General features: G+C 38.4%; 15 protein-coding genes. 4 read left to right on the forward strand and 11 right to left on the reverse strand.

The genetic code is table 11. The annotated features are described in order from the left end of the window. Positions 1–32: 32 nt before the first annotated feature. Positions 33–602 (reverse strand): TetR/AcrR family transcriptional regulator, encoded by a 570-nt coding sequence (locus AC0KUU_RS18995; protein WP_016764786.1) that lies wholly within the window; start codon positions 600–602, stop codon positions 33–35. A gap of 260 nt (positions 603–862) precedes the next feature. Between AC0KUU_RS18995 and AC0KUU_RS19000 the strand changes: the two genes are divergently transcribed. Continuing rightward, complete coding sequence (locus AC0KUU_RS19000; RefSeq protein WP_013083888.1) at positions 863–1,156, forward strand: DUF3817 domain-containing protein; 294 nt, start codon at positions 863–865, stop codon at positions 1,154–1,156. Positions 1,157–1,203: 47 nt separating this feature from the next. On the opposite strand, the gene AC0KUU_RS19005 is transcribed toward AC0KUU_RS19000, so the two are convergent. Continuing rightward, positions 1,204–1,578, reverse strand: coding sequence for a DUF7674 family protein (locus tag AC0KUU_RS19005; protein WP_013057816.1), 375 nt, complete (start codon positions 1,576–1,578; stop codon positions 1,204–1,206). A 75-nt stretch (positions 1,579–1,653) separates the two neighbouring features. Then, positions 1,654–2,931 (reverse strand): imidazolonepropionase, encoded by a 1,278-nt coding sequence (hutI, locus tag AC0KUU_RS19010; RefSeq protein ID WP_043981442.1) that lies wholly within the window; start codon positions 2,929–2,931, stop codon positions 1,654–1,656. 413 nt (positions 2,932–3,344) lie between these two features. Between hutI and AC0KUU_RS19015 the strand changes: the two genes are divergently transcribed. Further along, positions 3,345–3,608, forward strand: a complete 264-nt coding sequence (locus tag AC0KUU_RS19015) for a hypothetical protein (protein ID WP_013057818.1) — start codon at positions 3,345–3,347, stop codon at positions 3,606–3,608. Positions 3,609–3,642: 34 nt separating this feature from the next. On the opposite strand, the gene AC0KUU_RS19020 is transcribed toward AC0KUU_RS19015, so the two are convergent. From AC0KUU_RS19020 to AC0KUU_RS19030, 3 genes are all read right to left on the reverse strand, one after another. Beyond that, positions 3,643–4,470 carry an LCP family protein gene (locus AC0KUU_RS19020; protein ID WP_043981441.1) on the reverse strand — a complete coding sequence of 276 codons (828 nt, stop codon included), beginning with the start codon at positions 4,468–4,470 and terminating at the stop codon, positions 3,643–3,645. A 133-nt stretch (positions 4,471–4,603) separates the two neighbouring features. Beyond that, positions 4,604–5,146, reverse strand: a complete 543-nt coding sequence (locus AC0KUU_RS19025; protein WP_013057820.1) for a GNAT family N-acetyltransferase — start codon at positions 5,144–5,146, stop codon at positions 4,604–4,606. Positions 5,147–5,247: 101 nt separating this feature from the next. Beyond that, positions 5,248–5,661 (reverse strand): hypothetical protein, encoded by a 414-nt coding sequence (locus AC0KUU_RS19030; protein ID WP_016764790.1) that lies wholly within the window; start codon positions 5,659–5,661, stop codon positions 5,248–5,250. Positions 5,662–5,846: 185 nt separating this feature from the next. Here AC0KUU_RS19030 and AC0KUU_RS19035 point away from each other — a divergent pair, with 185 nt between their 5' ends. Both AC0KUU_RS19035 and AC0KUU_RS19040 read left to right on the forward strand, forming a co-directional pair. Beyond that, positions 5,847–6,626 (forward strand): undecaprenyl-diphosphate phosphatase, encoded by a 780-nt coding sequence (locus AC0KUU_RS19035; protein ID WP_025751115.1) that lies wholly within the window; start codon positions 5,847–5,849, stop codon positions 6,624–6,626. A 1-nt stretch (position 6,627) separates the two neighbouring features. Next, on the forward strand, positions 6,628–6,966 hold the full coding sequence (locus tag AC0KUU_RS19040) for a hypothetical protein (protein ID WP_322552235.1): 339 nt from the start codon (positions 6,628–6,630) through the stop codon (positions 6,964–6,966). 29 nt (positions 6,967–6,995) lie between these two features. Here the strand turns inward: AC0KUU_RS19040 and qoxD are convergent, their stop codons facing one another. The 5 genes from qoxD to AC0KUU_RS19065 all read right to left on the reverse strand — a co-directional run bounded on the left by qoxD (position 6,996) and on the right by AC0KUU_RS19065 (position 12,004). Then, entirely contained in the window at positions 6,996–7,304 is a 309-nt protein-coding gene (gene qoxD, locus AC0KUU_RS19045) for a cytochrome aa3 quinol oxidase subunit IV (protein ID WP_013057824.1), read from the reverse strand. 3 nt (positions 7,305–7,307) lie between these two features. Continuing rightward, the gene (qoxC, locus tag AC0KUU_RS19050) at positions 7,308–7,916 is read right to left on the reverse strand and encodes a cytochrome aa3 quinol oxidase subunit III (RefSeq protein ID WP_013057825.1); all 609 of its coding nucleotides are present in this window, start codon (positions 7,914–7,916) and stop codon (positions 7,308–7,310) included. Further along, a complete protein-coding gene (qoxB, locus tag AC0KUU_RS19055) occupies positions 7,916–9,859 on the reverse strand; it encodes a cytochrome aa3 quinol oxidase subunit I (RefSeq protein WP_013083896.1) in 1,944 nt (647 codons plus the stop codon). Before qoxB ends, qoxC begins: the two co-directional genes overlap by 1 nt. Before the next feature lie 46 nt (positions 9,860–9,905). Continuing rightward, a complete protein-coding gene (qoxA, locus tag AC0KUU_RS19060; protein ID WP_013057827.1) occupies positions 9,906–10,859 on the reverse strand; it encodes a cytochrome aa3 quinol oxidase subunit II in 954 nt (317 codons plus the stop codon). Positions 10,860–11,425: 566 nt separating this feature from the next. Beyond that, positions 11,426–12,004: a hypothetical protein gene (locus AC0KUU_RS19065; RefSeq protein ID WP_025751110.1), complete on the reverse strand. Its 579-nt coding sequence runs from the start codon at positions 12,002–12,004 to the stop codon at positions 11,426–11,428. Positions 12,005–12,113: the final 109 nt, after the last annotated feature.

A 12,113-nucleotide genomic window follows, 5' to 3' on the forward strand; every position in this document is an offset into this window, starting at 1 on the left:
CTCCATTATCAACCAGTACCGACGAGTCATTTTTAGGTCTCAAAGTAGCAGCCTTCAATGTATAAGTTCACAATGAACTCCGCATAGTTCATGATATCTTCTTCTGTTATATCATCATCGGAAACGATATCCATCCTATACCCATTTAACATGCTGCAAAACGCTTTTGAGTGTAAAAAAGCATTTTTTATTTTCTGCTCTTCAATCAATTTAGCAACAAGCCCGTGATAATCCTCAAAAAATTGATGAAGACGACCCATCATTTCTGGCATTTGGTGTGGGGCTTGCCAAAAAGAGTCGGGATATTTTTTAGTTTCGTAAAAAAAGAGCAGATGATGCTTCGCAATTGAATACAGCTTTTCATGAAACGTTTGGCATTCATCCGTTCTTCGCTTTGCATGATACAAAAACTCATCAAACGAACGATTGTTCACAGCGATATAAAGCGACTCTTTAGACGAAAAGTACAAGTAAAGCGTTCCTTTAGATACACCCGCTAGTTTAGCAATATCAATCATTTTTGCTTCATAGTAGCCTTTGGATCCGAACACTTCAAAAGCAGCATCTAAAATTTTCTCTCTCTGCTGTTTTCGGTTTGTCATGGTAAAAAATCCTCTCATACGTTTTCGATACTATACATATAAAATAATTAAAATAACTTGTCAACACGTAGTGTGCTCTTTTATCCCTTGCATCACAAGAGTATGTCAGTTTTTTAAACAAAACACTTCTATAGAGCAAATTAAAGCGTTTTCGACTTTTTTGTGACAGATACAAATGATGCTTGTATATGAAGAGCTCGCTATGGTACATTTTTGTCATTGATACAGAAATTTATTCCGTCGTTACGGGAGGAGAAAACATGGTTCTTACATCACCAATCGGTCGCCTGCGTTTAGTAGGAATTTTAGAAGGAATTTCATTTTTACTGCTGCTTGGCATTGCTATGCCGCTAAAATATGCAGCAGGCATACCAGAAGCTGTATCAGTTGTAGGCGCAGCACACGGTGCACTTTTTGTGCTGTACGCTCTTGCAGTCGTTCATGTAAAATTCGCGCATAAATGGTCAATCGGCCGCTCTTTATTTGCGTTTCTTATGTCGGTTATTCCGTTCGGCCCTTTTATTTTAGAGAGACAGCTGAAAAAAGAACAGTAAAAGAAAAGAACGTCACGGACATCATGTTTCCATGACGTTCTTTTTCCTTACTGTTCACCACTGTTTTCGCTAAAATGGTCAATCGTTTTCCACCACTTCAGTGAGTGAGGTTTTAATAGCATTCCAATTTCTTCTGGGCTAATTTGCTGATCTATAATCATTTCATGCATTGCTTGAAAGAGTCCCGTTGTAACAGCTTCTTTCACATCAGCTTCACCTTCTATATACAGCTGTTCAATCGCTTCAAATACGTCCGGTTCACGCTGGAGCTGGCCGTTATATTCAAGAGAGATTAAATGACCCGCAACACGGCTTAATTCATGCTGCAGCTCGTCTTTATCGTTGAGGTCCACTTCTTCGCTTGGCTCAAAAGATGGGCAAGCTTCTTTTAGTAATGGAATAACATTTTGTTTTGTAATCATATCTAAATTCCCTGCCTTTGCATGTGTGACAAATTCTCTATTCTTTACCCTTTTCTCTTTTTCTATAAACTTCTTTTACAAAACTTTTCCGTTTTCTACAACTACTTCTCCTTTTTTTACTACACAGTCAATATGATTTAAGCCATACTGATATTGAAGGGTTCGATAACTAGAGACATTAAAAATCGCTAAGTCAGCCTGTTTTCCGGCTTCAATACTCCCAATCTTATCTCCTTGATTAATAGCATGAGCTGCGTTAATAGTTGTGGCTACAAGCACTTCTTCAGGACTCATGTTCATATTCATACATGCCAGGTTCATCACAAATTGCTGTGAAGTCGTTGGAGATGAACCTGGATTGCAGTCTGTAGAAAGAGTAACCGGAACGCCTAAATCGATCATTTTTCTAGCATCTGGCCATTTCATTCCAACAAATAAGGAATTCCCCGGTAAAAGTGTCGCTACGATCCGTTTTTCAGCCAGTTTCTTTAATCCTTCATCAGAAGCATACAAAAGATAATCTGCTGATATCGCTCCTACCTCTGCTGCGAGCTCCGCTCCTCTGCAGTATTCAAAGGGGTCGGCATGTATTTTAGGAAGCATGCCATGGCTTTTCCCGGCTTCTAGTATTTCTTGACATTGTTTGAATGAAAAAGCATTTGGAAGACATACAGCATCATTAAATGCTGCAAGCTTATAAGAAGAAATTTGAGGAATCATTTCGTGAATAAGTAAATTGACGTATTTCTGCGTATCTTTTTTATATACAAGAGGTACGACGTGTGCGCCTAAAAAGGTACTTACTACATCAACTGCGTGCGTATCATTCAGCATTTTAGCGATTTGCAGCTGCTTTAGTTCTGTTTCTAGTTCTAAGCCATACCCGCTTTTCACTTCTATAGTTGTGACTCCGTGAGCTAGAAAAGACGTAAGACGCTCATAGCTCTGCTGATAAATCCGGTACGCATACTCTTCCTGTGTTTGAACAACAGTGGAGTGAATACCTCCACCTTCTTCTAATAAATCCAAGTAAGAAGTTGGCCTTTCAAACCGCCTATAAAATTCTTCTTCACGCGAGCCAGCGTACACAGCGTGTGTATGGGGATCAATCAGACCCGGAGTCACAATTTTATGAGAAGCATCAATAATCGTTGCGTCATTTCTTTCCCTTTCATATTTTTGTTCTAGCTCTTTTGTTGTACCTACGGTCACAATTTGATCTCCTTCTATCCAGACTGAGCCATTTTCAATCACCGTTAAGTTTCTCATTTCTTTTCCAGCTAAAGGACCTTTATTTTCTTTGGCCGTTACAACTTGCGAAGCATTTTTAATCCATAGCGCTTTTTTTGACATCGTTGAATTTCCCCCTTTTCTAGCGTGTACCACGTTTTGGGGCCTCATGTTTACCGTAAACTCATTTAGATTCACCTACACATTTCGCGCCTCTGCCTTCTTTCTTGTAGGTAGAAATTTGAAAAAGCATATCCATGGTCTGAAAAGCGTGTTTTTAAGTCTTTAAAGCTAGATAACTTATAATTTTTTCAATTATATACGCTTTTAGACCCTTCTTTTCTCCGTTTTCTTACTTATTAATTCTCGTTTTATCCAAATATATCCCTATATACTAAATCTTTTATCACATGTATTTTATAAACATCACGGCGATTTCCCCTCAACAGGATAAATAATAGATTTCTAGGAATAGAACGTTTATAATATTCTTTGAAGTTTTACTTTTAGAAAGATTCACTAATGGAGGAAGAAATATGATTGTCAACTATAAAAACCAAGCAACCGGTCATCGCATGAATAACGGCTGGAATCTTTTCTATGCGTCAAACTTAACGATGTGGCGCAAAGATGAAAAGTATTTGCTTTTAGATGAAAACCAAGATGTAGTGATGATCTTTGGCTTTAAAAAAGACGAAATCATTCTAGATAAATTGCAAACGTGGGGCTATACATTTGGTGTCCATCCAGAGAAAAAACAAATTTCCTGCTTGCAGCGTCAAGAAGAAATTGGTGAATAAAAAGAGGGCTGAATTTCTTCAGTCCTCTTTCTTATTAATGAGTTTGTTGAAACATAGCGCTCAGCTGTTTTTTTTCAGATGGTTTGACAACATAATACCATGTACCATCTACCATTTGTCCTTCTCCTTTTACGGTTACCGTTTCGAAATCAGGCCGGCCCTTCTTAATAACGTTATACATCGTAAATGCATCGCTGACATCAATATTCGTTCGAATATGCTTCTTTACAAGCGTGAGGAGACTTGGAATGTTTTTCACCGTTGACATGTTCATTCCTTTATCTAATAGAGCTTCCACTACTTGGCGCTGGCGATTATTTCTACCTAAATCTCCTTTTGGATCTTCGTGTCTCATCCGCACATAGGCAAGAGCTTTTTCGCCGTTCAACGCATTTTCTCCTTCAGGAAAGATAAATGAATCAAACACAAAAGGAAACGGGTTCTTAACGTATACTCCGCCAAGTTCATCTACTACATCTTTAAAGCCTTCCATATTTACTTTCACATAATAATCGACATCGACATCTAAGAAGTTCTCAACCGTGCGCACGGTTAAAGGAATGCCTCCGTATCGATAAGCATGATTAATTTTCTCATCCGTTCCTTTTCCATCAATGTGCACGCGCGTATCTCTAGGGATCGGCATAACTTTTGCTTTATTGTGGCTCGTATCTAAGTTGACCACCATTAATACATCTGAGCGGCCTGTATCTCCTGGCCTTTCATCTACGCCCATAACTAGTACATTAAACGAGTGAGGCTGCTCTTTAGCAGATGTTTGCTGTTGATAGGCAATTCCAAATCCAGCGGTTCCTAAAAGCAAAATACATGCCGCTAAGATCCCTATTTTGTATTTTTTCATTCATACGGTCTCCTTTACACGTCACTTACTCTCTATATGCCTTAATGAATGAAAATTTATACCTTTTTAGAGAAATTTAAGCATACGTCAAAAAAGCCTGCTTGTTGAGAAGCTGGCTTTTCACTAGTAGATTTTAGCTTGATTTTTGATGCACATCACGCTGTGCCCATTCACTTTCTAACATACTCATTTCAATTAAGCTCCAGTACTGTCCATCTACAAGCCGGACATCTCGAAGAAGGCCTTCGCGTGTAAAGCCAATTCGTTCATAGGACTGAATCGCCCGCTCGTTAAAATCAAAGACGCCGAGCGAAATTCGGTGAAGACCCAGTTCTTCAAAACCGAAAGCTAACACTTTTTCAAACATGTGCGAGCAAAGCCCTTTTCCTCTATACTTTTCACCAAGCAGCACTCGGCCAATTCTTCCTGTTTTATGATAATAATCAATATGAGCAAGAGAAATATGCCCAATAAGCTGTTCATTTTCATCTATGACGGAAAAAGCATAGGTAGAAGCACCATCTTCATTAGCATATCGAATGTAGTGTTTTAACTGTCTAGGAGTCAGCGGAAAAGAAAAGCTAGAGCCGCTCCATTGCACCATAAATGACTCGGAGGGAATCCAATCCATTAGCTGTTTAAAGTCTTTTTTGGAGAACGGTCGTAGAGCTATCACATAATTCTCCCCCTTATTATTTCTGACTTTTCTAAATATATTACATTTATCATAATAAACTGTCAACTGTCTATGTAAAAAAAAGCCATCATTTCGATGACTTATAGCTGTAATGCTTTTCTGAGAAGAGTTAAATCATGAGTGAATTCAAAAAAATAGGTTCTATTTTCATTGTCAAATACCATCATGATTGGCTTTTGATTCGGCTCAAGAACAAAAATAACTTCACTTGCCAGCGTGTTGACCGCACTATTTTCAATTTTTACGGCTGGATCAAGAGGTACTTTAACAAGATAGCCTTTTTTAGGAAGCGGACTTGCCTTTTTATATAAACCAGTAATGGACGCAATACTTTTTTCAGCTTCTTTTTGAACATTTGGAGGTTTGAGCGTTGAACGAACGACTCTGCCCGTTTCAATTTGAAATATCTCTACTTTTGGCTGTTCAGCACTTACTGCCTGCGGAAAAATAAAAGCAGCGAATACGACGCATACAGCCACCCATTTTCGTATCATTTTTAGCACCTCTTTCCATTCATTGTGGATGAGATGGAGATAAGAATGGTCGTCTCTTCTTATACTATGACCTATTTTTATGTATTTATTTCACTAAATGAATGCCTATACTTCCATGTTTTTGTCATGTTCTCAGAACTTCCTTTATACACTACTAATAAGGACACGCTGTATGAGGTGATAAGATGTCGTGGTTTGAAGCATTTATTTTGGGAATCATTCAAGGGCTTACAGAGTTTTTACCGATAAGCAGCACGGGACATTTGTATTTAGGGCGCCACTTATTTGGCTTAGACGATGCAGGATTGTATCTAGATACGATGCTGCATATGGGCACTCTGCTTGCTGTATTTGTCTTTTATAAGCGTGAGCTATGGCATATTATTCGTCATCCCTTTAGCAAGCTTACAGGGCTTTTAGTGATAGGAACGATCCCTGCAGTTGCGATCGGTCTTTTGTTCAAAGACTATTTTGACAGTATTTCTAAATCTGGCTTAACGATCGGCTGGGAATTTCTTGCGACAGGACTGCTGTTATGGTTTGGTGATTCCGTAAAAAATGGCTATAAAAAAATGGACCATATTTCATACGGAGATGCCTTTTTTATCGGCTCGTTTCAAGCAGCTGCGATATTCCCTGCTGTATCTCGATCTGGTTTAACCATGGTAGCTGCGTTAATGCGAAAATTAGACCGTGAAACAGCCGCTTACTTTTCATTTTTATTGTCGACTCCCGCCATTTGCGGAGCGGTGTTACTTCAGTTAAAAGATGTAGTCACAGGTGAAGTCGAGCAGCTTTCCGTTTTCTTTTTATTCGTCGCCACCCTTTCATCTGCTTTATTTGGTTATGTAGCGGTAAAATGGATGATCAATTATTTAAAGCATCATTCATTAAAAACATTTGCAATTTACGTTTGGATATTAGGTGCAGTCGTGCTGGTTTGTCAGTTTACGGGGGTGTTTTAAGATGAAGATGAAAGTCCGGACGCTTTTTTTAGTATTGTTTTTTGCCGGCATTTTAGTCGTGACAAGCTATGTTGATAACAATTCCCAGCAGTCGTTTAACAGCTTATCTCACCTTTCACTTGATGGAGGAGCTGTTGAAACCTCTGCAGATGAAGACGAGGCGGAACAATTAAACATGTCGGTCAAAGAAGTTCATGTTAAAACAGAAAAAAAAGGCGGATACCGAATTGAAGTGTACGAACAAGTAAATGTTTATAGAGATGATAAAGGAAAAGTAGTAAAAAAAGTTCCCACGGGAGAATATCAAACGTTGAAATATAAACTGAATGAAAAAAAATAAACCACTTACCGAAGTAAGTGGTTTTATTTTTAATGGTTAAAGTGAGCTGCAAGAATCCACAGTGTACCAACAACGATACAAAGTGCAATAAAGAAACTGTAAAGAATATTTGCAACCTGTACTTTACCATTTTCACTTTCAGTCATGTGCATGAACATTACTAGCTGCATTGCTGCTTGTAATAACGCTAGGATCATGATAAGAGTCATCGTAATGCTTCTTGATAGATCAGCTAGCACTACTAAACCAAGCGCTGCGAATGTTAAGGCTAGTGAAAGGATAAGCCCAAATACATGACTAAGCGGAAAACCTGCTTTTTGGCCTTGTTTATTTTCCATGTCTTATCCCACCAATCCGTTCAAGTATACAAGCGTGAAGATGAAGATCCATACAACATCAAGGAAATGCCAGTATAAACCGATAATAAATACTTTACGAGCAGTAACTGGTGTTAATCCTCGTCTTACTAATTGAATAATAATACTGATTGCCCAGAATACACCGACTGTTACGTGAAGACCGTGCGTTCCAAGTAGTGTAAAGAACCCTGATAAGAAGGCACTTGTTTGCATTGTTGCACCTTCGTGAACTGCGTACATGTAAAACTCACGAATTTCGTAGAAAAGGAATCCTCCACCAAGGACAAGCGTAATCACGAACCAAACTAAAAGTCCTTTTAAATCATTATTACGCATTTTAAAGATGGCAATTCCCATCGTGAAACTACTGAATAGTAGTAACAGCGTTTCGATCATAAAATCTTTAACAACGAACAGTTCTTCTGCAGTAGGGCCACCCGCTGTACGCGTATGGTACGTTAAGTACGTTACGAACAGCGTAGAGAACAACGCGATCTCGGCACCTAAGAAAATCCAGAATCCAAGGATATTCAGGCGACTTTGTTCTTCTTGGTATTCTAACGGCAATGATTTATCTAAATGTCCTGCCATTATTTGTCACCCCCTGTAATTCCTTCAACCTTCTTGATTTCATCTACTTTTACATAGAAGCCTGGATCATAATCAAATGAACGAGCAAGCATACAAGCAAAAATACCTGCTAATCCAACGATTGCCATTGGAATCCATTCAAATACTAAGCCAAATCCACCGATAAACCAGAAAATACCTGAGATAAACGGCACACCAGAGTTGCTTGGTAAGTGAATTGGTTTTAAGTCTTCTGCTTTAATTTCTGTTTCATTACGTTTTTTCATGTGCCAAAATGCATCCATTTCTTTCACATGAGGAATTACTGCAAAGTTGTAAGCTTGAACTGGTGATTTAGTCCACCACTCAAGTGTACGACCATCCCAAGGATCGTTTGCAGTGTCGCGTTTGTTTTTCCATGCACTGTATAATAAGTTAACTACTAATACGAAGAAGCCAAGACCCATTAAGAATGCACCGATTGTTGAAACTAAGTTTAATCCGTTCCAGCCAAGGTTGTCTGCATAAGTTTGCATACGACGAGTCATACCGTCTAAACCTAGGAAGAATTGTGGGAAGAAACATACGTTAAATCCAACAACAAAAATCCAGAATGAAATTTTCCCTAATTTTTCGTTCAACGTGTGGCCGAAAATCTTTGGATACCAGAAGTATAAACCTGCGAAACAGCCAAACACTGTACCAGAGATTAATACATAGTGGAAGTGAGCGATTAGGAAGTAACTGTTATGATATTGATAATCGGCTGATGCCATCGCAAGCATAACCCCTGTTACCCCACCGATTACGAAGTTTGGAATAAACGCTAATGACCAAAGCATCGCAGTCGTAAATTTGATACGGCCTTTATACATTGTAAAGAGCCAGTTAAAGATTTTAACTCCGGTTGGTACGGCGATTAACATCGTTGTAATTGAGAAGAACGAGTTAACTGACGGTGAGTTACCCATTGTAAAGAAGTGATGCACCCATACAAGGTAACTTAAGAATGCGATACCGACCATTGATACAACCATTGCTTTATAACCGAATAAGTTCTTACGAGAATGTGTACTGATAACTTCTGAGAAGACACCGAATACCGGTAAAATAACGATATATACTTCAGGGTGACCCCAAATCCAGAATAAGTTAGCCCACATCATTGGAAGACCGCCGTTAGCCATTGTAAAGAAGGCTGTTCCGAATACACGGTCAAGTGTCATAAGTGCAAGCGCTACTGTTAATACAGGGAACGCGAAAATAATAATAATTGATGTGATGAAGATTGACCAAGTAAACATTGGCATTTTCATCATTGTCATGCCAGGGGCACGCATTTTTAAGATTGTTACAAAGAAGTTGATACCAGTCATTAATGTACCAGCACCAGCAATCTGTAGTGAAACGGCATAGAAGTTATTTCCGATACCTTCACTGAATTCTTTACCTGCAAGCGGGAAGTAACTTGTCCAACCTGCATCAGGAGCTCCTCCGATTACGAAAGAAAGGTTAAATAGCATTGCTCCCATAAAGAATGTCCAGAAACTAATTGCGTTTAAGAACGGATATGCTACGTCACGCGCACCAATTTGTAATGGAACGATTACGTTCATTAGTCCGATAATAAATGGCATTGCCATGAATAAGATCATGATAACACCGTGAGCCGTGAAGACTCCGTTGTAGTGATGTTCATCTAAAATGTTCATACCCGGGAATGCAAGCTGCATACGCATCATGATTCCATCAATTCCGCCGCGGAAAAGCATTAATACAGCTGAAAGGATGTACATGACACCGAGTCTTTTATGGTCAACTGTTGTTAACCATTCTGTCCATAACCATTTCCATTTCTTGAAATATGTTAAGACAAAAACGATACCGATGACCGTCATAGCGATTGCTGCATCAGCAGCGTAAATCATAGGTTCGCCAGTGACGAAAAATTCATCTAGCTTCATTATGTCTTCCCCCAATCATTACGTTATTTAGTGTAATAAATGAATGTTATTCATGATTTGAGTGATCCATGTTTTCCATTTCTTCATTACTCGTTTTTTCGTCTTCTTTCATCTTGCTGTGATCATGTCCTGTACCACGTTCTAGCTCTTTGCCAGGAATGTATACATCTTTTGCATGGTCAATCCATTTTAAATGTGTACCGTTGTAAGTTTGACGACCAACAACGCCTGGGCTTAGGATTTGATCATATTTCTTTTCAGTCAATTTACCAGCTGTACCTTTTACGTCACTAACCCACTCTTTAAAGTCTTTGTCCGTTTGAGCTTGAACTTCGAACTGCATTTGAGTGAAATGTTCACCAGAGAAGTTAGCACTACGTCCCATATAAGAACCAGGCTTATCAGCTTCTAAGTATAATGGCATTGACATGTTGTTCATCGAATATTTTTGTCCGCCAAGTTCTGGTACCCAGAATGAGTTCATAGGCCCTTGAGCTGTTAACTCAAATTTCACTGGCGTATCCGCTGGAATGTTTACGTAGTTAACCGTCTCGATATTTTGTTCCGGATAACTGAAAATCCATTTCCAGTTTGCAGATGTAACGTGAATCACGATTGGATCTTTATCCTTTGATTCTGCCGGTACTTCTTCTGCAGAATAGATCGCTTTAACAGTTGGCACTGCTAATAGAATTAAGATGATGATTGGGAATGCTGTCCAAATAACCTCCATCTTTAAGTTACCTTCTTGCTCAGGTGGCTCATAGTCCATGTTTTCAGGTTTTTCACGATATTTGACAAGAACAAATATAAAAATAGCAAATACGACAACAACCACGATCAACATCATCCACATAGACCAAATGATTAAATCAGATTGCGTTTTTGCAACAGGACCTTGCGGGTTCAATACAGCAAGCTTTGAACAACCGCTCAAAAATACTAGTGAAAGCGCAGATAGTAAACCTACTAGCTTCCAAAATCCTTTTTTTGGTTTCACTTAAAACTCTCCTTTCTAACAACACATGATGCGAAGCCTATATTGATGAACATTCAAAATGCGCTATCTTTCGCTAGATAACGACATTTTTATACAGACTCTCTTCCCCCTTATTTGTAGGCCACTACTATTGTAATACAAAATGACATTTTTTTCGTCCCTTTTGCTTTATTTTTTTATATTAAAAATATTCTAATATAGTGACTGTACCAATGGGGTTAGAGTGCTTCAACCTTGCGATATTCTATCACATAATTTGGTATGAATAAATGTAAATAAAAGGATTCAGCTCCCATTTCTTAACTATTTCTTTAGGAATAACTGCAAAATTAGCTTTGTATGTTTGCTTCAACATTGATATATCAATACACATCGACATAATTGAATATTTTGTGACAAATTTTCAAAGAAAATGTGACGCCCTGTATGAAACTTATTTTGCCCGTTAATTCCCCTTTACTTTATAGCAAATATTTGTTTTTTTTGCTTAAAATTCTTTCTTTCGAAAATATGAACAAAACGTGAATTTTTTTAAAAAGCTTTTTTTTATAGAAAAAAGCTGCGTGTTATTCACGCAGCTCTTGATCCATAAATTCTTTAACCGTGATATCATCCCCTGCTTTATCCAGCAGCGTTGTCGTTGCTGGAAACGGATGTTTAATATGACTCGGTATTTTTTCATACAGCACAAAATAATCACTTTTTGGGACCGCAGCATCAATTGTATATGTATCGTGCACCAAAGCCGCCTTTACTCGCTCAATTTGTTTACTTCTATTTGTTCCTGTAAACAGCGCATATGTCCCTTTATTTGTATGGATATCATCATAATCCACTAAATTGCTCATTTTAGTACTGACTTCAATACGCAGGCGTTTGTTCCATCCTTGCTTCAATACGGCCATTCCTTCTTTATCACCAGGTATGGAGAATAAGGCTATGTATGTATTAGAGTGATCAACCCGTTTAAAATCTTGCAGCGTAATCTTTGCAGAACCATCAATACTTTCTTTATGCTCCCAATTTCGCAAATGCTGCTGCACACTTGCAGCATTGTTTTCAATTGGATATCGAATCATCTCATACGCAACAATTACAACCGCTATACAAATGAACAGAAATAGCAACCGCTTTATCTTTCGCACATCTATTCACCTTCCTTAGCTTACTCCCCTTTTATGTAATTGCCTAAATTATAACTTCCTATTAAACCTCTGTCTATGCACTAGGAGAACTACGTTTTTTTTTACCACA

The organism is Priestia sp. ST2, from assembly GCF_055810735.1.